The organism is Paenibacillus sp. GM2FR (assembly GCF_002803325.1).
In the GTDB taxonomy this organism is placed as follows: Bacteria; Bacillota; Bacilli; order Paenibacillales; family Paenibacillaceae; genus Paenibacillus_AQ; species Paenibacillus_AQ lautus.
The window spans coordinates 710,228-732,435 of the sequence record NZ_MKZM01000010.1 but is presented as its reverse complement, the minus strand read 5'-3'; the positions used below and the strand labels follow the sequence as shown (position 1 = coordinate 732,435).

At 50.1% G+C, this 22,208-nt stretch carries 18 protein-coding genes and 1 tRNA gene; 1 reads left to right on the top strand and 18 read right to left on the bottom strand.

From position 1 onward, the window contains the following. Nucleotides 1-16: 16 nt before the first annotated feature. From PAEVO_RS28295 to PAEVO_RS28210, 18 genes are all read right to left on the bottom strand, one after another. Nucleotides 17-925 carry an RluA family pseudouridine synthase gene (locus tag PAEVO_RS28295; RefSeq protein ID WP_100540807.1) on the bottom strand — a complete coding sequence of 303 codons (909 nt, stop codon included), beginning with the start codon at nucleotides 923-925 and terminating at the stop codon, nucleotides 17-19. Continuing rightward, nucleotides 922-2,217 carry a glutamate-1-semialdehyde 2,1-aminomutase gene (gene hemL / locus PAEVO_RS28290; protein WP_100540806.1) on the bottom strand — a complete coding sequence of 432 codons (1,296 nt, stop codon included), beginning with the start codon at nucleotides 2,215-2,217 and terminating at the stop codon, nucleotides 922-924. The genes PAEVO_RS28295 and hemL overlap by 4 nt, the downstream gene beginning before the upstream one ends. Nucleotides 2,218-2,250: 33 nt before the next feature. Continuing rightward, nucleotides 2,251-3,252 (bottom strand): porphobilinogen synthase, encoded by a 1,002-nt coding sequence (gene hemB, locus PAEVO_RS28285; RefSeq protein ID WP_100540805.1) that lies wholly within the window; start codon nucleotides 3,250-3,252, stop codon nucleotides 2,251-2,253. A gap of 55 nt (nucleotides 3,253-3,307) precedes the next feature. Beyond that, nucleotides 3,308-4,864: a uroporphyrinogen-III C-methyltransferase gene (cobA, locus tag PAEVO_RS28280; RefSeq protein ID WP_100540804.1), complete on the bottom strand. Its 1,557-nt coding sequence runs from the start codon at nucleotides 4,862-4,864 to the stop codon at nucleotides 3,308-3,310. A 4-nt stretch (nucleotides 4,865-4,868) separates the two neighbouring features. Then, nucleotides 4,869-5,825, bottom strand: coding sequence for a hydroxymethylbilane synthase (gene hemC, locus PAEVO_RS28275; protein WP_100540803.1), 957 nt, complete (start codon nucleotides 5,823-5,825; stop codon nucleotides 4,869-4,871). Nucleotides 5,826-5,828: 3 nt separating this feature from the next. Further along, the gene (locus PAEVO_RS28270) at nucleotides 5,829-6,488 is read right to left on the bottom strand and encodes a precorrin-2 dehydrogenase/sirohydrochlorin ferrochelatase family protein (protein ID WP_100540802.1); all 660 of its coding nucleotides are present in this window, start codon (nucleotides 6,486-6,488) and stop codon (nucleotides 5,829-5,831) included. Between the two features lie 6 nt (nucleotides 6,489-6,494). Next, nucleotides 6,495-7,325 carry a cytochrome c biogenesis protein CcsA gene (ccsA, locus tag PAEVO_RS28265; RefSeq protein ID WP_100540801.1) on the bottom strand — a complete coding sequence of 277 codons (831 nt, stop codon included), beginning with the start codon at nucleotides 7,323-7,325 and terminating at the stop codon, nucleotides 6,495-6,497. Between the two features lie 18 nt (nucleotides 7,326-7,343). Further along, nucleotides 7,344-8,750 carry a glutamyl-tRNA reductase gene (hemA, locus tag PAEVO_RS28260; RefSeq protein ID WP_100540800.1) on the bottom strand — a complete coding sequence of 469 codons (1,407 nt, stop codon included), beginning with the start codon at nucleotides 8,748-8,750 and terminating at the stop codon, nucleotides 7,344-7,346. Nucleotides 8,751-9,089: 339 nt separating this feature from the next. Then, entirely contained in the window at nucleotides 9,090-9,488 is a 399-nt protein-coding gene (gene speD, locus PAEVO_RS28255) for an adenosylmethionine decarboxylase (RefSeq protein ID WP_006208786.1), read from the bottom strand. A gap of 355 nt (nucleotides 9,489-9,843) precedes the next feature. After that, complete coding sequence (locus tag PAEVO_RS28250) at nucleotides 9,844-10,434, bottom strand: hypothetical protein (RefSeq protein WP_015734002.1); 591 nt, start codon at nucleotides 10,432-10,434, stop codon at nucleotides 9,844-9,846. A gap of 214 nt (nucleotides 10,435-10,648) precedes the next feature. Beyond that, on the bottom strand, nucleotides 10,649-11,293 hold the full coding sequence (gene yihA / locus PAEVO_RS28245) for a ribosome biogenesis GTP-binding protein YihA/YsxC (protein ID WP_100540799.1): 645 nt from the start codon (nucleotides 11,291-11,293) through the stop codon (nucleotides 10,649-10,651). Nucleotides 11,294-11,310: 17 nt separating this feature from the next. Then, on the bottom strand, nucleotides 11,311-13,647 hold the full coding sequence (gene lon, locus PAEVO_RS28240) for an endopeptidase La (protein WP_100540798.1): 2,337 nt from the start codon (nucleotides 13,645-13,647) through the stop codon (nucleotides 11,311-11,313). 84 nt (nucleotides 13,648-13,731) lie between these two features. After that, nucleotides 13,732-15,441 (bottom strand): ATP-dependent protease LonB, encoded by a 1,710-nt coding sequence (lonB, locus tag PAEVO_RS28235; RefSeq protein ID WP_394059082.1) that lies wholly within the window; start codon nucleotides 15,439-15,441, stop codon nucleotides 13,732-13,734. A gap of 369 nt (nucleotides 15,442-15,810) precedes the next feature. Then, the gene (gene ispG / locus PAEVO_RS28230) at nucleotides 15,811-16,920 is read right to left on the bottom strand and encodes a flavodoxin-dependent (E)-4-hydroxy-3-methylbut-2-enyl-diphosphate synthase (protein WP_100540796.1); all 1,110 of its coding nucleotides are present in this window, start codon (nucleotides 16,918-16,920) and stop codon (nucleotides 15,811-15,813) included. A 113-nt stretch (nucleotides 16,921-17,033) separates the two neighbouring features. Continuing rightward, nucleotides 17,034-18,299 carry an ATP-dependent protease ATP-binding subunit ClpX gene (gene clpX, locus PAEVO_RS28225; protein ID WP_100540795.1) on the bottom strand — a complete coding sequence of 422 codons (1,266 nt, stop codon included), beginning with the start codon at nucleotides 18,297-18,299 and terminating at the stop codon, nucleotides 17,034-17,036. A gap of 14 nt (nucleotides 18,300-18,313) precedes the next feature. Next, nucleotides 18,314-18,904, bottom strand: coding sequence for an ATP-dependent Clp endopeptidase proteolytic subunit ClpP (gene clpP, locus PAEVO_RS28220; RefSeq protein WP_006208779.1), 591 nt, complete (start codon nucleotides 18,902-18,904; stop codon nucleotides 18,314-18,316). A 275-nt stretch (nucleotides 18,905-19,179) separates the two neighbouring features. Continuing rightward, on the bottom strand, nucleotides 19,180-20,502 hold the full coding sequence (gene tig / locus PAEVO_RS28215) for a trigger factor (protein ID WP_100540794.1): 1,323 nt from the start codon (nucleotides 20,500-20,502) through the stop codon (nucleotides 19,180-19,182). 145 nt (nucleotides 20,503-20,647) lie between these two features. Next, on the bottom strand, nucleotides 20,648-21,490 hold the full coding sequence (locus PAEVO_RS28210; protein WP_100540793.1) for a hypothetical protein: 843 nt from the start codon (nucleotides 21,488-21,490) through the stop codon (nucleotides 20,648-20,650). A 362-nt stretch (nucleotides 21,491-21,852) separates the two neighbouring features. Between PAEVO_RS28210 and PAEVO_RS28205 the strand changes: the two genes are divergently transcribed. Next, a tRNA-Arg gene (locus PAEVO_RS28205) sits at nucleotides 21,853-21,926 on the top strand. The last annotated feature ends 282 nt before the right edge of the window (nucleotides 21,927-22,208 follow it).

The window sequence follows — 22,208 nt, the reverse complement described above, 5'->3', positions numbered from 1 at the left end:
ATTTTGCAAGTATTTCTTATCGGTCAGATGCCTCTATGATCCGCTCTCTTAACTCCATCATATCCTGAGGCCAAGGCGCATTCACCTCAATCCTCTCACCCGAGAGAGGATGAGTAAACAACAGACGCTCGCCATGCAGCGCTTGGCGCGGAAACACCCCTGGTCCTCCGTACAAGGAATCTCCCAGAAGAGGATGTCCCATATGACTTAGATGCACCCGGATCTGATGCGTACGGCCGGTTTCCAGGCGAATTTGCAGCAGGCTGGCTTTGGGATACACCTCAGATGAGAGAATATGCGTGATCGCAGCCTGCCCGGTTAATGACACCCTCCGGCGGCTTGCATGATAGCGGTCTTTGCCTATCGGCAGATCAATTCTCCTCAGATCCTGCGAGACCCTTCCCTGAACGATAGCCGCGTACATCCGGACGATCTTCTTCTCCCGCATGTTCTCGTCAAGCTTGAGCTGCGCATATTCATTCTTGGCGTACAGCACGGGACCGGTTGTATCCTTATCCAGCCGATGAATATGCCGGACTGCCGTATGAATTCCTTCGGCTTCGTAATATGCGGCTACCACATGATTCAGTGTCGTCTCCCGGCTCTCGTTGTCCGGATGGACCGCCATGCCGGCCGGTTTGTTCACGACCAGGCAGAAATCGTCCTCGTACAATACATCAAGCTCCTGCCATCTCGGTTCAATGCCGTAATCCCGATAAGGAAAAAGGACCAGCCGAAGCCGGTCCCCTCTCCATTGTATCCCCTGTTCATGATGAAGCTTGCGATACAGCTTCTCGGGCATACCGACCGTTTCCATAAGCCACTTGGCAGCGGCCTCGTTCCGATCCGGCTGACTAAGCAGCGCCTTGCCCGGCGTCATCTCCAGCCATTCGCCGCGTTTGCTCCAATTGCCCCCATAGCTCATAGGCTCTTGAAGGCGTTGTAGTTAGCTTCGATGGTAGCATCGATATCTTCCACCGTATGAGCTCCCGAGATGAACATGCCCTCGAACTGGGAAGGAGGTACGCTGACTCCCTCTTGCACCATCGCTGCAAAATATCGACGGAAACGATCCAGATCACTAGTCTTGGCCGTATCGAAATTGACGACCGGCGTATTCGTGAAGAAAGGACATACCATGGACCCGATCCGATTGATCGTAAGCGGGATACCGAATTCTTGAGCGTTACGCTCAAATCCTGCCTGAAGGCGGACTCCCCGTTCCTCCAGCTGTTCATAAACAGCAGGCGTCAACAGCTTCAGGGTGGTGTAGCCGGCCGCCATGGCGAGCGGATTTCCGCTTAACGTTCCTGCTTGATAGATCGGCCCTGCCGGAGCAATCTGATCCATCAGCTCACGCTTGCCTCCATAAGCACCGACCGGCAGACCGCCGCCGATTACCTTGCCAAGGCATGTCAAATCCGGCGTTACGCCATAACGTCCTTGCGCGCAGTTCAGATCAACGCGGAATCCGGTCATCACCTCGTCGAAAATAAGCACGCTGCCATAATCGGAAGTGACCTTGCGGAGACCTTCCAGGAATCCTGGCTGCGGAGGGACCACCCCCATATTGCCGGCCACGGGCTCTACAATCACCGCTGCAATTTCTTCGCCGAACCGCTCAAAGGCAAGCTGTACCGACTCCAGGTCGTTATAAGGAACCGCAATGGTGTTGGAAGCCACGCTTTCAGGGACACCCGGACTATCGGGAAGCCCAAGCGTTGCGATCCCCGATCCCGCCTTGATCAGAAGGCTGTCGGCGTGACCGTGATAGGAGCCCTCGAATTTGATGATTTTGCTGCGTCCGGTATAACCGCGCGCGAGGCGGATAGCGCTCATGGTAGCTTCCGTACCGGAATTCACCATCCGCACGACCTCGATCGACGGCACGCGCTCGCAGACGAGTTTCGCCATCTTCGTTTCCAATAGGGTTGGCGCACCGAAGCTGGTTCCCTTGGCAGCCGTCTCCTGAAGCGCTTCAACGACCTCAGGGTGTGCGTGGCCCATAATCAGCGGTCCCCAGGAACCTACGTAATCGATAAAGCTGTTGCCATCGATATCATATACGCGGCTGCCTTCTCCGCGATCGATATAAATCGGCGTTAATCCCACAGACTTAAACGCACGTACCGGACTGTTGACACCGCCGGGAATATATAACTTCGCTTCTTCGAAAGCAGAACGCGATAATTCTTCTTTCCGCAACTCTTGGCTCATACTATGCACTCCTAACTCTTTCGTCGTTAATGGTTACTTGCTGCGCATCCACCCTGCTGCATCCTTCGAGAAATACGTAATGATAATGTCCGCACCGGCACGCTTCATCCCGGTCAGCAGTTCCATCACAATCGCCTGCTCACTGATCCATCCCTGCTGAGCAGCCGCCTTAATCATGGAATACTCACCACTCACGTTGTAAGCGACAATCGGCAGATCAAACTGGTCTCTCAGCAATCTGACAACGTCCAGGTAGGCCATCGCCGGCTTCACCATCAGCATATCGGCGCCTTCCAGCACGTCCGTCTCCGCCTCGCGAAGCGCCTCTCTCACATTGGCTGGATCCATCTGATAGGTTTTACGGTCGCCGAACTGCGGAGCAGAATCGGCGGCTTCACGGAAGGGTCCGTAAAAGGCCGAAGCGTACTTGACCGAGTAAGACATAATCGGCACGTTATAAAACCCGGCTTTATCAAGTCCGGAACGAATAGCTTGGACAAAACCGTCCATCATATTGGAAGGTGCGATGATATCGGCTCCCGCTTTCGCCTGGGATACCGCTGTGCGAACGAGCAGCTCCAGCGACTCGTCGTTCAAGACGTCGCCGCAGGTGTGACCGTCGCGCTCGAAGGTATGCACCATGCCGCAGTGGCCGTGGTCGGTAAATTCGCACAGGCACGTATCAGCAATCACCAGAAGGTCGGGATGCCACGACTTGATGAGACGGGTAGCCTCCTGGACAATCCCGTCATCCGCAAAACCGGATGTGCCCACGCTGTCTTTCGTCTCGGGAATTCCGAACAGGAGCACAGCAGGAATGCCTAGACTTACGATTTCGTCTACTTCCTCTTTCAAGGTGTCGAGCGAAAAATGATAGACGCCCGGCATGGAGGAAATTTCGGATTTCACACCACTGCCATAGGTAACGAAGATCGGCTGAACCAGATCCTCCGTATGAAGCACGGTCTCGCGGACCATGCTGCGAATGCCGGCATTTTGACGCAGCCGACGATGGCGTACGATTGGAAAACTCATGACGTGTACCTCCAGATGATGTCATTTTTGATCATGTATTTAAAAGATAAGGATATTATGGCTCAACACGGCGTGGATCGTTCTCATTCCAAATGCACAAGGCCTTCACCAGACTGTCGACCGTCGCTTCCTCGGCGAGGAGGGATACGTGCAGACCGGCTTCCTCAGCCGTCTGCGCGGTCAAAGGTCCGATGCAAGCAATCGTCGATCCCTTCAACAGTTCGGCAGGATCTGCCACGCCCATCCCCTTCAGCACCTTCAGCAGATTCGTAACGGTAGAGGAACTGGTAAACGTAACCGCGTGAATGCCGCCATCTTGAAGCAGCTTCAGCAGCTCATCATCCTCCTCGCCGCACAGCACGTTTTCATAGATCACGGCTTCCGTCACGTGCAGTCCCATTTCCGTTAGCTTCTCCGGCAGCCACTTGCGTGCCAGATCGCCGCGAGGCAGCAGCACGCGCTGGCCCGGCTGGAGCACTGAACCGTAAGCATCGATAAGGCCTTCCGCCTGGTAACGCTCCTTGATAACCTCGGCGGATATACCGTAATTACCAAGAGCATCGGCTGTTGCAGGGCCGACCGCGACGATGCGGGCCGAGGCCAACGAGCGAATGTCGCGTCCATTCTCTTTCAGATGGCGGAAAAAGAATTCGACTCCGTTCACGCTGGTGAAGAACACCCAGTCATACGTATTCAGCTTGTCCAGCGCTTGTTGAATTCCGGCAAGCATCTCCTCCTTCGAAGGCATGACGGTTTCGATGACAGGAAACTCATATGGCTCTCCGCCCAGATCCTCGATTTGGGATACCAATGCACTGGCCTGGCTTCGGGCCCTCGTGACCAGAATCCGTTTACCGAACAGAGGCAGCCGTTCTGCCCACTTCAGGTGCTCCCGCTGAAGCACCACCTGTCCGATTACGATAACTGCAGGCGGCTGAAAATCAGCTGCCTTGACTCTGTCCTCGATATCCGCCAGCGTTCCCGTCAGCGTATCCTGCTCCGCCCGCGTTCCCCATCGAATAAGAGCCACAGGGGTTTCCGGCGGTCTGCCATGCTTGATCAGCTGACGACTGATATAGCCGATCTTGGCCACACCCATCATAAAAATCAAAGTTCCCGTTGCATTGGTCACCTTATCCCATTGAATCATCCGATCCAGCTTTTCAGGACTTTCATGGCCGGTAATGATAGATAAAGACGAAGCATGGTCACGATGCGTCACCGGAATCCCGGCATAAGCGGGAACACTGATCGCCGAGGTGATCCCCGGCACAATCTCGTACATGATGCCATGACGATATAACAGCTCCGCTTCTTCGCCCACTCTACCGAAGATGGTTGGATCGCCGCCCTTTAAACGGACGACCGTCTTGCCTTCCAAAGCATAATCAACCAGCAGCTGATTGATCTGCTCCTGTTTCATCGTATGCCGATCCGGGAGCTTGCCTACATAGACCTTCTCGGCTCCGGGCTTCATCCACCGCAGCAGCCGAGGGCTGGCTAATCGGTCATACACCACGACATCCGCTTTTTCAATGCATTCCTTGCCTTTCATCGTAATCAGGCGTGCATCGCCCGGTCCTGCTCCCACCAAATAAACCTTGCCTGCCATCCCCTCAACCCCTAACTTGTGCCAGTATCTTCTCCGCTCCTTTAGCTTTCAGCTTTGCAGCCACTTCCACTCCGAGCGATTCAGGGTCGGTTCCTTCGGCGCTTTCCTTCAATACGATTTCGCCATCAGGAGAGCCTACCATTCCTGTTAATTGTATAACGTTTTGTTCTCCGCGGGAATCTCCGGCATCCACATTCTTCAGGACAGCGTAAGCCCCGATCGGCACCTGGCATCCTCCGTTCAGCTCGCTCAAGAACTTGCGTTCAGCCGCAACGGTTCGTGCAGTAACCTCATCATTATAAAGAGAGAGCAAATGCAGCAGCTCTGCATCGTTTTCGCGGCATTCAATACCGAGTGCACCTTGACCAACGGCAGGAAGGCTAATTTCAATCGGCAAGTACGACGTGATCCGGTCCTCCCAGCCCATGCGCTGAAGACCGGCGGTCGCCAGAATGATGGCCTGAAATTCACCGTCCTCCATTTTGCGAATGCGTGAATCGATGTTCCCCCTAATCCACTCGATCTGCAGATCCGGCCGGTAGGCCTTGAGCTGACTGGAACGGCGCAGACTGCTTGTCCCCACCTTGGCACCTGCAGGAAGGTCATCGAGCGTTGTCCCTTCTTTGGAGATCAGGCAATCCCGAGGATCCTTTCTTGCCGGCACCGCGCCGGACACCAAACCTTCGGGCAGAACAGAAGGCATGTCCTTCATGCTATGAACCGCCATATCAATCTCCCCGTCCATCATTGCCTGCTCGATTTCTTTGACAAACAATCCTTTGCCGCCTACTTTGGAGAGCGTCACATCCAATATACGGTCGCCCTTGGTGACGATTTTTTTGACGGTGAAGTCATAGTCCAGACCGTGCTCCTTGGCTAAACGCTTTAAATCATCGATAACCTGTCCTGTCTGTGTCAGTGCAAGAGCACTTTGTCTACTGCCAACTACGATTGTGCGCATCTTTCATTCCTCCTGATTATTCGCAATCCACTGCTTGATTTTGTCCTCACTCCAGGGCACATAGCCTCCGCGGCGAATCTCTCCGAGCATATCCATGCGGTATGCCTTGTGCAAAAGCCGCCTGCGTGCGTCAGCGGACTCCACCTCTTCCCTGATCATCGAACGCATTCTATATAAAAAATCCAAGTAGTCCTCATACTCAGGCCCGAACTGTTCTTCGAGCTCGTCGCGTATATCGCGTGCGGCCATCGGCCCTGCTCCTGATGTGGATACAGCCAGCGTAAGCCTCCCTCGCCGGAGAACCGTCGGGTTGATAAACGTCCCGGCCTCGCCGTTACTGGCCACGTTAACCAATACGCCAAGACGATCGGCATCCTCCGCTATCTTCAGATTCAGCTTGCTGTCATCCGTTGCCGCGTGGACCATAAACGCGCCTGTCAGATCGTCTGATTGATACTTCCGCTTCGTCCAGCGAAGAGCATTCTCATTCGCCAAACGTTGAAGCATTTCGCTTCGTAATATGGGACTAACAATATGTACGCTTGCCCCGGCATTCAGCAGAGTGACGGCTTTACGTTCCGCCACCTTGCCACCGCCGACAATCAAGCATATACGTCCCCTGCAATTCAGCAGGACAGGCACATAATGATCATCATACGCCATCAGCCATCACACTCCTGACCAACTATGGAAAGCGGACCACGTATTGAGAAAGAAATTCAAAATGATGAATCCATACCCGATTAAGGCCCATATGGCTGCTTCCCTGCCTGATCTTCTCCACAAGCGGCGTTTGATAAAATAAACCATATACATCGCAAGCGCCGTCAGGGTGGACAATACTTTGATGTCCAAAAACAGGGTCCACCGTCCAGCCATAGCCACCGACATCACGGCCAAGATGAGTGACATGACCAGAATAATCGTTCCGGCCATCAGCGCTTTATAAGAATAAACATCAAGCTTCTCCAGACTTGGCAGCCTGCGGATCGTATCATTCCATTGCTTGTGCTTCAGTTTCCTGTGCAGGAACATATAAATCGCCGCAAATACAGCCCCGACGGTCAAAGCGGCGAAACTGACACTCGCCAGGGCAATATGGATGAGCAAGAGACGATGTTCCGTCTCCCAGCTGTACAATGCATTGTCTCCGGCTGTGAACCATAACCGATTGACCAGCATGACGCTAAACCCGACGAGGTTCATTAACAAGACGGCAAATTCCGACCGCTTCATATACGCCAGGGCAATCGAAGTGATCGATATGCAGAACGCCAGCAGGAACAGGAAATCAAACAGCGTAAATACCGGAAAGTGGAAATGTCCGCCCTCCATCGCTCTGATGCCGATTCCGGTAAATTGTAACAGCGCAGTAATAACAAGAAGCCCTGTGCCTATCCGCTTCGCCACCGAATTGCGTGAAATGCAATCCGAGATATAAAACAGAAGGCTCAGGGCATAGATACAAATGCCGGTGATATAAATTAAGTTTAACAGCATGGGTTGTACTCACCCTCCTCAAAGGGTGGCTGGGGCCAGAGACACCTTAAGCGGCTTCTCTTCTGCCTGCTGATCTACAGCATTCTTCGTCCGTTCAGCTTTAACGGGTGCAGTTGCTTTCTTGTTGCGGCTGCGGGCTTCCTGCTCATTCTCATGGATCAAGCTTTCCAGCGCAAAGATTTGTGAAAAATAATCCAGTGCTTCATTGCCCTGCTTGCCTCCCGTCATTTCCTTAATCCGGTTAATGGGATCGTGCATCATCTGGTTAACGATGCTCTTGGTCAAACGACGAATGACTTTTCGCTGGCGTTCATCCAGTTCCGGAAGCTTGTTGAACAAGCTTTCCATCGTTTCTTCATGAATGGCATTCGACTTCTCCTGCAAGGCACGAATCGCCGGTCTGACACCAAGCGTCTTCAGCCATGTGTGGAATGCATCCATCTCTTCTTGAATCATCACTTCAATCTTCGCTGCTTCCACCCGGCGCATTTCCATATTGGTCTCTACAATGCCTTCCAGATCATCAATATCGTACAGGAACACGTTGGAGAGTTCCCCAACCGCCGGATCAATGTCCCGTGGCACAGCAATATCAATCATGAACAACGGGCGGGACTGACGCTTCTTCATGTTCTCTTTAACCCGCTCCGCATTCAGAACATATTCATTCGAGCCCGTGGAGCTAATAATGATATCGACTTCATTCAGCAAGTTCTTGGCTTCGGCAATGGTGCACGGCGTTCCTTTGAACTTGCGCGCAAGTTCCTCCGCACGGCCAAGCGTACGGTTAGCCACTATCACTTCCGCAGCACCGTTGGCATAAAGGTGCTTCACGGTAAGTTCACTCATCTTGCCTGCACCGAGAATCATTACTTTTTTGTCGTTAAACGTACCGAAAATCCGTTTACCCAGTTCCACCGCAGCATAGCTGACAGAAACGGCACTCTCCCCGATCGATGTCTCGGAATGAGCCCGCTTGCCGAGCGTAACGGCTTGCTTAAACAACATATTAAACCAAGTACCGGTCGCATTCTGCTGCTGCGACGTCAAAAAAGCATTGCGCACCTGTCCAAGGATCTGCGTCTCTCCAATGACCATGGAATCCAAACCGCAGGTAACCTTAAATAGATGGGAAATGGCTTGTTCATCTTCATATATATAGAGGTGCTGTGTAAATTCTTCACGATTAATGCCGAACCACTGTTCCATAAAACTGCGGATAAAGTAGCCGCACATATGAAGGCGGTCTACCACAACATAAATCTCAGTTCGGTTGCAGGTAGCGACAATGACGCCCTCCAATACGCTCTTGGTCGAATGAAGCTGCTCTAACGCCTTGGGCATGTCTTCTTCCGAGAAGGTAAAGCGTTCTCTGACTTCCACAGGCGCCGTGCGATAGTTCAACCCAACAACGACGATGTGCATTGCATGTTCACCTGCCTATTTCTCCGAGTAGTTTTGCCGTTCACAACGGACTTCCTTGACCTTGTTCATTATATCACAGTATGCTGAACAGCCTTGTCTATTTTATGAAATGTTTATGAAATCCCCATACTTCTTCATTCCATTCATGAAGATTTCTACCTGTAGATCGCACCTTACTATTGTGGTTATAGAACACTGTAGATATACGTGCAATTTACTACGAAATCTCATTTCAGAGAACGAATGCCTGGAATTTCGCCGATCTTCTCATGTCCTCAAAATAAATAACCATGGAAAAATCCATGGTTATCAGTATAAGCATTTTTTTAGAAGGCTGGATTAAACGAGTTCAGCCTGTTTCATCTCAGGCGTCTCCACGGTCATTTCACCGAGTCCGCGCACGAGTTTCTTGGCATAGCATTTTTCAGGTTTCAAAGCGGATACCAGATAGTCAATAGCCAACTGCGGATCTACTGTCTCCCCGCAGGTATAACAGTCAATCGCAGCAAAACCTCTCTCAGGGTAAGTGTGAATCGAGAGATGGCTTTCCGACAGCAACACCAGCACAGTCGCACCTTGTGGTTCAAACTGCTTGGATTGGACGGACAATACCGTTGCTCCACATGCTTCAGCGGCTTCCACCATCTGAGCTTGTAAAAATTCTGCACTGTTCAATAGTTCAAAATCGACTCCCCAAGTATCAACAGCAACGTGTCTTCCGAAAGTTGAGTATTCCATCTTCCGGTTTCCCCCTTCCTAGGAATAAAATGTTTGAAAATTTCATCCGCTAGGACCTACGTCATTCACTTCCCGAGGGAATAATCTCTCGCAACATTACATGTCCTGAGTGAATCCTGGTTCCTATATTCTTTTCAACGAGATTAAAAATAACATCTATGACGCTTAAATGCAACACCTTTTTCGAAAATAACCCATAAATATTTTACAGCTCAATATATGTTCGTCTGAACTGCTTGGTGTCATTGATCAAAGAAATCGATATCATCGTACCCTAAGTTCATAAACATACAAAAAACCGAATTTATAGTTAAATAACACATAAAAAAAGCCGCCCTTTTACAGGGCAGCCTCCTTAGGCTTCTAGCACGAATAGGCGTTGATTAAACCGTCGCAGCCGCTCATCTATGGTCTTCGTAATAAGTTTATCATTCCCTGCTGCAATCCGCTGGTCCAGAAGCACGTTAATATGATGCTGGATGGATTCGATCTCTTTCTCTGCCTCATTGCTGTTGAAGAGTCGCTGCAGCTCTCCTGCCGTATTCTTGTACTCATAAATGACAATGCTGTCGTTCCCGGCGACTTGCGTAATTCTGTGCACCGTTCCCGCATGGTAGTCGTAGCTCATCGTAAAGCCGCGATATATCCGATTCACTTTACCTGATCCCTTAAAAGCCGCAAACAGTTTACGTACGGCATTTGTCAGATGGGGAGTAACCAATCGGCACGACAGCTCACAGACGTACAAGCCATTCTTGCGTTCAAAGGGCAAATGAACTTCTTCCCCGCTCTCATCTTCGAGCACGAACTCCTGCTCTCCGCTATCCATGACTTTTACCCGGTTAGTAACCCGGAAAGCTTGGGTATATTGCAGAAATTGATCCATTTGAATATCCGTCATTTGCATTGTGGCATTAACATATTCTGTGGCTAACCGCTGAGCCATACAAATCTCCCTCAATTCTTTTAACTTACTACCATTATACAGCAGATCCAAGCGGTCTTTCCTGCCGTTCGAATGAGAATATCCATCATATTTCATAAAAAAACGGAATTAGCCGGAATCAGAGCGATATTTCCCGCAAGATGCTCACTTTCCTATAAAGAATACACCGATTCCCTATATTACCCTTGAAAAAAATATCACCAAATCAACCGGATCAAGCTTGATCATAGCCGTCCGTTTCCGAATCCAGATATGTCTCTCCCTCATCATCCTTAGTCCCCATGTGGGACTCCATGATTGCCCATAACTCATCTTTACCCAGACCGAGCTCGGATGAAAACATGACAAAAGAATGATAGGGTTTGAAGCCGAGTGTTTCCTTCACGATCTTTACATGCTTCTGGCGGCGTGTTTTCGGAATTTTGTCCGCCTTGGTCGCGACCACGCATACCGGCCGGTTATAATGCTGCAGCCATTCATACATGCTGATATCGTCTTTTGAAGGCGGGTGACGCATGTCCACAATTAGTAATACAAGCTTCAGTTCTTCCCGGCTGAGCAAATATCTCTCAATCATTTCGCCAAATGCCGCACGCTGGGTCTTGGATACCTTTGCATAACCATAGCCGGGAAAATCGACCAGATACAGATCGTCGTTCACCCGATAATAGTTGAGCTGCTGGGTTTTTCCCGGTGTTGCACTGGTACGGGCCAGGTTCTTACGGGATATTATACGGTTAATCAGTGATGACTTGCCCACATTGGAACGCCCTGCCAGAGCAATTTCCGGCAAGGCGTCTTCAGGATATTGAGCAGGTACGACAGCACTGATGACAAACTCGGCTTTCGTAACTTTCATAATTTAGACTTTCCTCTCTAGTGCACTCCCGCTTGTTCAACGAGCGCATGCTCCAGAACCTGATCCATATGGGATACCGGAACGAACTCAACGTCGTTCTTCACGCTGTCAGGAATATCACGCAGGTCACGTTCGTTATCCTTAGGGAGTAATATTTTTTTGTAGCCGGCACGGTGGGCTGCCAGGGATTTCTCTTTCAAGCCACCAATCGGAAGAACGCGTCCCCGAAGTGTAATTTCCCCCGTCATGGCCACATCACGGGCTACATGCCGTTTGGTTAAAGATGAAATAAGAGCCGTCGCAATCGTAATGCCGGCTGAAGGGCCGTCCTTCGGAATGGCTCCCTCCGGGATATGGATATGGACATCAAGCTTCTCGTGGAAATCCGGATCAATACCCAGTTCTACCGCTTTCGAGCGGGTAAAACTGAAGGCGGCTTGAGCCGATTCCTTCATCACATCACCCAGTTTACCTGTCAAGGTCAGCTTGCCCGTACCAGGCACCACGGTAACCTCAATGGTCAGCGTCTCGCCGCCCACTTCCGTCCATGCAAGTCCTGTTACCGTGCCCACTTGATCTTCAAGCTCGGCCATGCCATAGCGAAACTTCGGAATCCCGAGATATTCCTTAATATCGTCAGCCTTAATCTCAATGGATTCCGATTGATTGGTGACGATCTGTTTGGCGGCTTTGCGGCACAGCGCAGCCACTTGCTGCTCCAGATTCCGCACCCCGGATTCACGGGTATACTCCCGGATCACCTTCATGAGCGCTTCCTCGTCCAGAATCAACTGCTCCGGCGTAAGCCCATGCTCACTCTTCTGCTTGGGCAGCAAATAACGATTGGCGATCTGCAGTTTCTCCAGCTCCGTATAGCCTGGAATGTACAGCACTTCCATCCGGTCCAGGAGCGGTCTTGGAATGTTGTGAAGCACGTTCGCCGTCGTTACAAACATGACGTTGGACAGATCAAAAGGAATTTCCACGAAATGATCGCTGAACGTATTGTTTTGCTCAGGGTCAAGTACCTCAAGCAGTGCCGAAGACGGGTCGCCGCGGAAGTCGGATGCCATCTTATCGATTTCATCCAGCAGGAACACAGGATTCATCGAACCCGCCGTTTTCATGCCTTGAATGATCCGTCCCGGCATAGCCCCAACATAAGTGCGTCGGTGACCGCGGATTTCCGCCTCGTCTCTTACCCCGCCTAATGAAACACGAACGAACTTGCGTTCCAAAGATCGGGCAATGGACCGGGCCAGTGATGTTTTACCGACCCCTGGAGGACCAACCAAACATAGAATAGGCCCCTTCATCTTCTTCACCAGCTTTTGGACCGCCAGATATTCCAGCACGCGTTCCTTCGGCTTCTCAAGACCGTAATGATCCTCGTCCAGCACTTGCTCCGCTTTGACGATGTCCAGATCATCCTCGGTCTTGTTAGTCCACGGCAGCGCCAACAGCCAATCGACATAGTTTCGAATCACGCCGCCCTCCGCAGAGCTCGCCGGCATTTTCTCCAGTCGGTCGATTTCCTTCTCTACCTTCTCATGTACGCGCTCCGGCAGTTCAAGCTCCTGAAGCTGACTTCGGAGTTCCTCTACTTCCCCGGCACGGCCTTCCTTGTCGCCAAGCTCTTTCTGGATGGCCTTCATCTGTTCGCGCAAATAATATTCCTTCTGGGTCTTCTCCATTTGCTTCTTGACCCGCTGGTTGATCTTGCGCTCCAGCTCCAGCACTTCACGCTCGTTATTCAGTATATCTAGAAGTTTCTCGAGCCGTTTGCGAACATCAATTGTTTCGAGAATTTCTTGCTTATCCTTGATCTTCAGTGACAAGTGACTCGTGATGACGTCTGCCAGTCGGCCCGGCTCATCAATATCGGAAACGGCCGCTAGTGTCTCTGGTGTCACCTTCTTCGACAGATTGATATAATTCTCAAACTGAGACAGTACGGTTCGCATTAATGCGGAAACTTCAGGGTCATGATTCTCTTCTTCGGGAAGTTCCCGAGCGATGACCTCATAGTATTCCTCTTGATCCGTATATTCAATAACCTCCGCCCGTTCCATACCCTCCACTAGCACACGTATGGTACCGTTTGGAAGCTTAAGCATCTGGCGTACATTCGCTACTGTGCCAATCCGAAAAATATCATCCTGCGTCGGTTCTTCAATGTTCACTTCCGATTGAGAACATAGGAGAATCAAATTGTCTTCAACCATCGCCTTTTCTAAAGCCTTTACCGATTTCTCCCGGCCTACATCCAAGTGAAGCACCATGCTTGGATAAACCAAAAGACCTCTCAAAGGCAGTAAAGGAAAACGACGACCTTTAGATTTACTGGGTCCCATCGCTTTCGCACCTCCAATGGCTCTCAATGTTGACACTATTCCTATTTTATCAAATCTGCGTATAAAAAACCAACCAAACGAAGCTTAACATCCTCCGGCGTCCGTTATTTTACCATTTCGCGGTGGCGTCGCCTGCAGCAATGAAGCGGAAGAGGATGGAAATACCTCGTTTGCAGGGAGCTGTACAACCTCCGGAGCGAATGATCCACCAAAAATATGGCCGAATACTTCATCCACTGATTCTACCGGAATTACTCTCAAACCGCCGCTCAAATCCTGGAACAGCGTCTGCCAGTTGTCTTTAGGGATGATCACGCGGGTAGCACCTGCTTGAAATGCCGCCTCCACTTTAGCGATGACCCCGCCTATCGGTTTTACTTTTCCATGAATGCTCATCTCGCCGGTCATGGCGACCTTGTTATCGACTTCAATCCCTTTCATGGCGGACACGATCGCCGTGGCCATTGCAATACCGGCGGAAGGACCGTCAATCGGTGTTCCTCCGGGGAAATTGATATGCAGTTCATAGTTTTTAGGCGTAAAGCCCATCGACGCCAGCACGGTTAGGACATTCTCGATCGAGCCTTTAGCCATGCTCTTGCGGCGCAGCTTGCGCGAGCCTCCGCCAAATTCCTCTTCATCGACAACCCCGGTGATATTGTAGGTACCCCGGCCCTTCTCGACAGGAACCGCAGATACTTCAATTTCAAGCAGTGCCCCCATATTCGGGCCATATACGGCTAATCCGTTGACTACGCCAATCTGAGGCTTCTCCGGTATTTTCCGATCGGGCCTTGGCTGAAGCTGGCTGCTGCTGGCTACCCATTCCACATCCGCCGCTCGCAGCGAATCTCGCTTCTCCGTCAATGCAAGACCAGCTGCCAATTGAATCATATTGACCGCTTCCCGTCCGTTAGAGCAGTACTGCTTCACAACTTCAACCGCTTCAGGCGCTGCATTCAAACCAATTTTCTGAATGGCGTCCTCTGCAATCCTTCCAATTTCTTCAGGCAAAAGCGGACGGAAAAAAATCTCCATGCAGCGTGAACGAAGCGCAGGAGCAATCTCTTCTGGCGAACGTGTCGTAGCACCCACCAGACGAAAGTCTGCTGGAAGGCCATTTTGAAAAATATCGTGTATATAGGCAGGTGTATTGGCATCCTCCGAATTATAATATGCACTTTCGAGCAGCACCTTGCGGTCCTCCAGCACTTTTAAAAGCTTATTCATCTGAATCGGATGCAATTCCCCAATTTCATCAATAAACAGGATCCCCCCATGGGCCTTGGTCACCGCTCCCGGCTTCGGCTGAGGAATGCCTGCCACCCCCATGGCACCGGCACCTTGATAAATCGGATCATGAACAGACCCGATGAGCGGATCGGCAATCCCGCGCTCGTCGAAGCGGGCCGTCGTGGCGTCAATCTCCGTGAATTTTGCGTCATATTTAAAAGGTGATTGCGGGTTCTTCTTGGCTTCCTCCATCACCACGCGGGCAGCAGCCGTCTTACCGACTCCCGGCGGGCCATATACAATCACGTGCTGGGGATTTGCGCTGCATAACGCTGCCTTTAAGGCGCGTAAGCCGTCCTTTTGCCCCACGATGTCATCCATCGTTTGCGGCCTTGTTTTCTCAGCGAGCGGTTTCGTTAGCGATATCGACCGGAGTTTGCGGAGTTTATCGAGCTCCTTGCGCGATTCCCGATCCACCGCTGTTTTGCTTGTCTTCTGCCCGCGCAATAAATTCCAAAAATAAATGCCGATGATGACCGCAAAAAACAGCTGCACCAGCATAATCACGATACTTAAATTCACAAGTCATTCCTCCTGTACTCCATTATGTCTTCATCCAAACGTTAATACATGGTAGTATTGCCGATTCCTCGGATGGTAAAACGCTGGAGGGGGAACAAATTGTAAAAGAGGGGATGATTTGATTCAGGATGCGACGCATCCGCTTCTCCGGAATCGATTCGTCCGCTCCGCTGGTGCGACGTGTGGATGGGGGTGGGAGTGTGGGAAGGGCTAAGCTTCATAAAAAAGAAGCTTCTACTGATACGCTACCCCTACATCCTTATAAAACCGAAAAACGGCAGTCTCAGGGTTCATAGAGACTGCCGTTTTTATATAAGCCGAGATATTCTTACAACTTAGTTATCCAGCTCAGACCGTGGATTTGTGCTTGCGGCCCGGGATTTCGCCGGTTTCCTCGTACACCTTCACGATATGATCGATTTCTTTCTTGAGCTCTTCAACCATGATCTCTTCCGGCACCTTACGGATCATCTCTCCGTATCGGAAGAGCAAACCTTCACCCCGAGCGCCGGCAATACCGATGTCGGCTTCTCTGGCCTCTCCGGGACCGTTTACGGCACAGCCCAGAACGGAAACCTTGATCGGGACTTTAATCTTCGAGATGTACTCCTCTACCTCATTGGCAATGGAGAACAAATCGATATCCAGCCGTCCGCACGTCGGGCAAGATACCAAGGTTGCCGCATCCGAGATCAGACCGAAGGATTTTAGCAGTTCCCGGCCGACCTTGATCTCTTCCACAGGATCGGCACTCAAGGAAATACGCATCGTGCTGCCGATTCCGAGAGACAACAGCGCGCCAAGTCCGGCGGCACTCTTGACGGTACCCGAGAACAGGGTACCTGCTTCGGTAATGCCCAGGTGAAGCGGGTACGGAATCACTTCTGCAGCCTTAGTGTAAGCTGCAATCGCCATCGGTACATCAGAAGCTTTAAGCGAAACGATGATATCATGGAAATCCAGTTCTTCCAGAATTCCGATATGATACAAAGCGCTTTCGACCATGGCTTCCGGAGTCGGGTATCCGTATTTTTCAAGGAGATGATTCTCCAGGGAACCGGCGTTAACCCCGATCCGAATCGGAATCCCCTTCTCTTTGCATGCTTTCACGACAGCTTCGACCTTTTCACGCTTACCGATGTTACCCGGATTGATCCGGACTTTATCGATACCGTTCTCGATCGCCATCAGGGCAAGCTTGTAGTTGAAATGAATGTCCGCCACTAGCGGAATATGAATGCGTTTCTTGATTTCCTTAATGGCCGCAGCTGCTTCCTCATTGTTCACCGTTACCCGAACGATCTGACATCCCGCTTCTTCCAGACGGAGTATCTCGGCAACGGTCGCCTCTACATCTGCTGTTTTGGTGGTGCACATGCTTTGAATAATGACTTCGTTCTTTCCCCCAATGGTAAGATTCCCCACCTTGACGGGCCGTGTGTCTTGTCTCAAAAACATGGTACGATCTCTCCCATATAACGCCAAAGCTCCACTCCAATCAACCCGACTGGGTATAATTGGAAGTGGAGAATCAACGTAGATTTATTCCACGTCTAATGCGCTAGAGCACATTAGGCGCTTTCTTCTTGTTTCTTGTCGTCTTCGTTACTTTTGGCTTGCAGTTCAGGAATCACTTTATCACGAACAACCTGCTCCGTAATGACGCAATCCTTAATGTCATCTCTGGACGGCACTTCGTACATCACGTCCAGCATGATGCTTTCAATGATGGAACGCAGTCCGCGCGCACCGGTATTGCGCTTAATAGCTTCGCGGGCAATCTCTTCTAACGCGCCTGGCTCAAATTTGAGGTTTACGTTGTCAAATTCAAGCAGCTTTTGGTACTGCTTCGTGAGTGCGTTTTTCGGCTCGGACAGAATTCGTACCAATGTTGCCTCATCCAGCGGTTCGAGCGTAGACACAACAGGCAGACGACCGACGAACTCCGGAATCAAGCCGAATTTCAGCAGATCTTCCGGCAGAACCATCGTCAGGTATTCACCTGGCTTAAGATCCTTCTGGTTTTCTCCGGATGCATTAAAGCCGATGACCTTTTTACCGATCCGGCGTTTAATGTACTGCTCCAGTCCGTCAAATGCTCCGCCGCAAATAAACAGAATGTTTGTAGTATCGATTTGGATGAATTCCTGATGCGGATGCTTGCGTCCACCTTGCGGAGGCACGGAAGCAACGGTGCCTTCAAGAATTTTCAGCAGGGCCTGCTGAACCCCTTCACCGGAAACGTCACGAGTAATGGACGGATTCTCCGATTTACGAGCCACTTTATCGATCTCATCAATATAGATAATGCCGCGTTCCGCTTTTTCCACATCATAATCCGCTGCTTGAATCAGCTTCAGCAGAATGTTCTCAACATCCTCACCTACGTAACCAGCTTCGGTCAGTGAAGTTGCATCGGCGATAGCAAACGGCACGTTGAGAATTTTGGCCATGGTTTGCGCGAGCAATGTTTTACCGGAACCTGTAGGTCCGAGCAGCAAAATATTACTCTTTTGCAATTCAACATCCTCAATTTTGCTCTGGGTGTTGATACGTTTATAGTGGTTATAAACGGCAACGGAAAGGGATTTCTTCGCTTGATCCTGACCGATTACATATTGATCCAGAATGTCACGAATATCACGTGGTTTCGGAATATCCTTCAGATCCACTTCTTCCTCATGGCCGAGTTCTTCCTCAACGATCTCTGAACACAAGTCAATACACTCGTCACATATATAAACACCGGGCCCCGCAACCAGCTTGCGGACCTGCTCCTGCGATTTTCCGCAGAAGGAGCACTTCAGCTGCCCTTTGTCATCGTTAAATTTAAACATGCTTTTACCACCCCTTAAGATTTGGTCGGTGAAGACAGAACATCATCAATTATACCGTACGCCTTCGCTTCCTCCGCGCTCATGAAAAAGTCGCGGTCCGTATCGCGTTCGATTTTTTCAAGGGGCTGACCCGTGCGCTCCACATAGATTTGATTCAGCTTATGTCTGGTCTTGATGATCCAATCTGCATGGATTTGGATATCGGATGCCTGGCCTTGAATACCTCCGAGCGGCTGATGAATCATCACTTCACTGTTCTCGAGAGCATAGCGTTTGCCAGGCGCTCCTGCAGTAAGCAACAGTGATCCCATGCTGGCAGCCATACCAACGCAAATCGTGGACACATCAGGCTTGATCAACTGCATCGTATCATATATACCCATCCCGGCTGTAACCGAACCGCCAGGGGAATTGATGTACAAAGAGATGTCTTTTTCCGGATCTTCCGCAGCTAGAAACAGAAGCTGGGCAATGACAAGATTGGCAACATCGTCATCGATCGCACTGCTGAGGAATATTATGCGATCCTTCAGTAATCTTGAGTAGATATCGTAAGATCTTTCGCCTCGACTGGTTTGTTCCACAACCATAGGTACAAGACTCATGCGACCAACCTCTTTTCCTTGAAAAATATACTACAGCGTTACAAAAGTTATTCTAACATGTTCACAGCACGATGTCATTTTTTAACCCTGCTTACATTCTATGAACTTGCCAAGAATTATATCCTGCCAACTTGTCTCATTATGTATGTCGAAATTAATAACCAATTCATGTCACAATTAGTAGTAAATTGGCTATTCTTAGTTAAAAATAAGGCACGCATGAAATGTACGTGCCTTATCTAATGTGAGGGCAGCTTTTCGCAGCTGCCTATTTATTATTCTTCAGTTGCTTCTTTCTTCTCAACAGGAGCGCCTTCTACGCTGTTTTCCAGCAAGAAGTCGATTGTTTTGCGAAGAAGCAGTTCTTCACGAAGGCTGTCAAGGGAACCGTTAGCACCCAGGATGCTGCGGATTTCATCAGCAGGACGTTTGTACGTGTCAGCCATGTTTTCCAGCTCTTTGTTGATTTCCTCTTCAGATACTTCGAGTTTTTCTTCTTTTGCGATTTGCTCAAGCACGAGGTTGTTGCGAACGCGTTTTGCAGCATCGTCTTTCATTTGACCTTCCAGATCGGCATTCGTTTGCCCGGAGAAGCTAAGGAACATTTCCAGGTTCATGCCTTGCTGGCGAAGACGGTTGTCGAAATCGCGCATCATGTTTTGAACTTCGGATTGAATCATAGCGTCAGGAATTTCAACTTCAGCGTTAGCTGCTGCTTTTTCAACGGCTTCGTTCTCACGAACGCCTTGTGCTTCTTGCTCTTTGCGAGTCAGCAATTGTTTCTTCAGATCTTCCTTGTACTCGTCAAGCGTGTCGAATTCACTTACGTCTTTAGCGAATTCATCATCCAGCTCAGGAAGCTGTTTGCGTTTGATTTCGTGAACTTTCACTTTGAAGATCGCTTGTTTGTTAGCCAATTCTTCAGCATGGTAAGTTTCAGGGAATGTCACTTCCACGTCTTTGAAGTCTCCAGTAGCCATTCCGATCACTTGGTCTTCAAAGCCTGGAATGAATGTATTGCTTCCAAGCTCAAGGGAATAACGCTCAGCTTGTCCACCTTCGAAAGGAACGCCGTCAACGGAACCGTCAAAATCAATCACAACGATATCGCCAGACTGGGAAGCACCTTCGTCGATAACAGTAAGCTCAGCATGACGTTGTTGCAGACGCACGAGCTCTTCGCTCAGTTCCTCGTCGGAAACTTCAGCAGCTACTGCTGCAACTTCGACACCTTTGTATTCGCCAAGTTTAACTTCTGGTTTCACAGTTACTCTTGCTTTGAACTTGAAAGTTTCGCCTTTAGCGAATTGCTCGATGTCCACTTCCGGACGATCCACAGGGAAGATATCCGCTTGTTCTACAGCTTCACTGTATACTTCCGGAAGAAGGATGTCGATTGCATCCTGGTACAAACTCTCAACACCAAAGCGAGCTTCGAAGATTGAGCGAGGTACTTTACCTTTACGGAATCCAGGTACATTTGCTTTTTTAGCTACTTTATTAAAAGCTTTGTCGAGGGCGGATGCAACGCGCTCCGCATCAACCTCAACGTCAAGAACGCCAAGGTTCTTCTCTATTTTTTCCCAAGTTGCTTTCATTTATGCTTTCCCCTCCAAAATAATTCACGTGGTCGACGCAATAATGTATCACGTACCGAATAACCACTATAGTATAAACAACATTAAATTCTTTTTCAAGGGCGAACCCTTATGCTGCGATACCGTAAACGTTTTCCAACTCTGGCTAATCTTCCACGCCAGCAGCAACAAATTGCTTGAGAGATCGATAGGCTCCCTCATAACGGAACCGCATGGTGTCCGTTATGCCGTAGAGCGGGCGGATTTCCTCCTCATTGCGAAACCCTTTCAAACTCTCCGACACAATGTCATGCAGCGCAGCTGCCCATATGTCAAGCGTGGATTCTTCTTCATCCAGCATGGAATGGTAATCTTCGGTGCCGTAAATCGCCATGATGAACTGGGACCATAATTCCTGTGCAAAATAAAAAAGTGTCGGCTCATGAACCTCAGTCTGATCGGCAACACGCTCCAAAATTTTCGTAATGGCGTCCGGAAAACCTCCCGGGTCCAGAGGAACCGTATCGATCTCAATCTCGACGGCTTCCTGCCCGCGATGAAGGCTCACTTGCCCTTCCATCCCTCTTCTCCGGAGCGTTTGCAGCACCCGAAATTGCAGGAGCGGATGAAGCGGCGTATCATGCAGCCACTCGACCAAAATAGCGTCGATCTCCGGACGGTCCAAATAAGCAAGCTGTTCCAGCGCCAAAATGGTCTGCTCCGTCAGCGGTCCGTTCATGACCGAAGCCAGCAGCTTGTCGGCATATCCGGCATCCTGGGCAACTTTGTCCCTAACCATCTGCCTCGCCATTTCCGCTTCGTCCGGGTCATCCTCCTCGGGCTCTGCTTCGGAATCAACCGAACGGGGTACAGCCTGTTCCGGAAATGCAGCTTCAAGCCAGTCGAGGAGCGAATTCCACTCCTCATAATGCCGTTCATTCTGTCCGCCGCATTTCAGCAGAAAACGCAGAACCTCCATCGCTTCACCGTAACGTTCATTCTCGAGCATAACCGTAAGCTGAATCTGGTAATAATCCAGCGTCTTCGGAAACAGGATGATGTTCTTGTCCTCTTGTTCTTGGGAGTAAGAGTCCTTGATAAGGACACCTCCTTTCTAGTCCTGTTTTTCGTATTCGTTGATTATAGCATATGTACTGCCAAGTTTAAAAAAGGGCGCACGGCCTGCGTCTTTCATGCACCTGGCAACATAAAGACGACGATTCCCATTCATTTTTTGTCGTATATTTTATCAATATAACCCGATATGATACTCGAATAATCTCGTTAATCCAAAAATCTTTGCATCTTAAAATAATGATTGAATTTCTCCGACGTATGTGATAATATATTCTTTGCTCGAAAAAATTCTATGTCCCAGTAGCTCAGCTGGATAGAGCAACGGCCTTCTAAGCCGTCGGTCAGGGGTTCGAATCCCTTCTGGGACGTAAAAAACGCACCGCCTCTTAGGGGCGGTGTTTTTGCGTCCACGGGGATGAGAATCCCTGGTAGGGGGGCGTCGGAGCCTACGCTTCGTTAGGACTACTTCGCAGTCGGCCTGGAAGGCCGTAATCCGACTGGGACGTAAAAAAGGCACCGCCTTTTAAGGGCGGTGCCTTTGCGTCCACGGGGATGAGAATCCCTGGTAGGGGTTCGTCGGAGCCTATGCTTCGGTAGCATTACTTCGCAGTCGGCCTGTAAGGCCGTATCCCTTCTGGGGTACAGTCGGG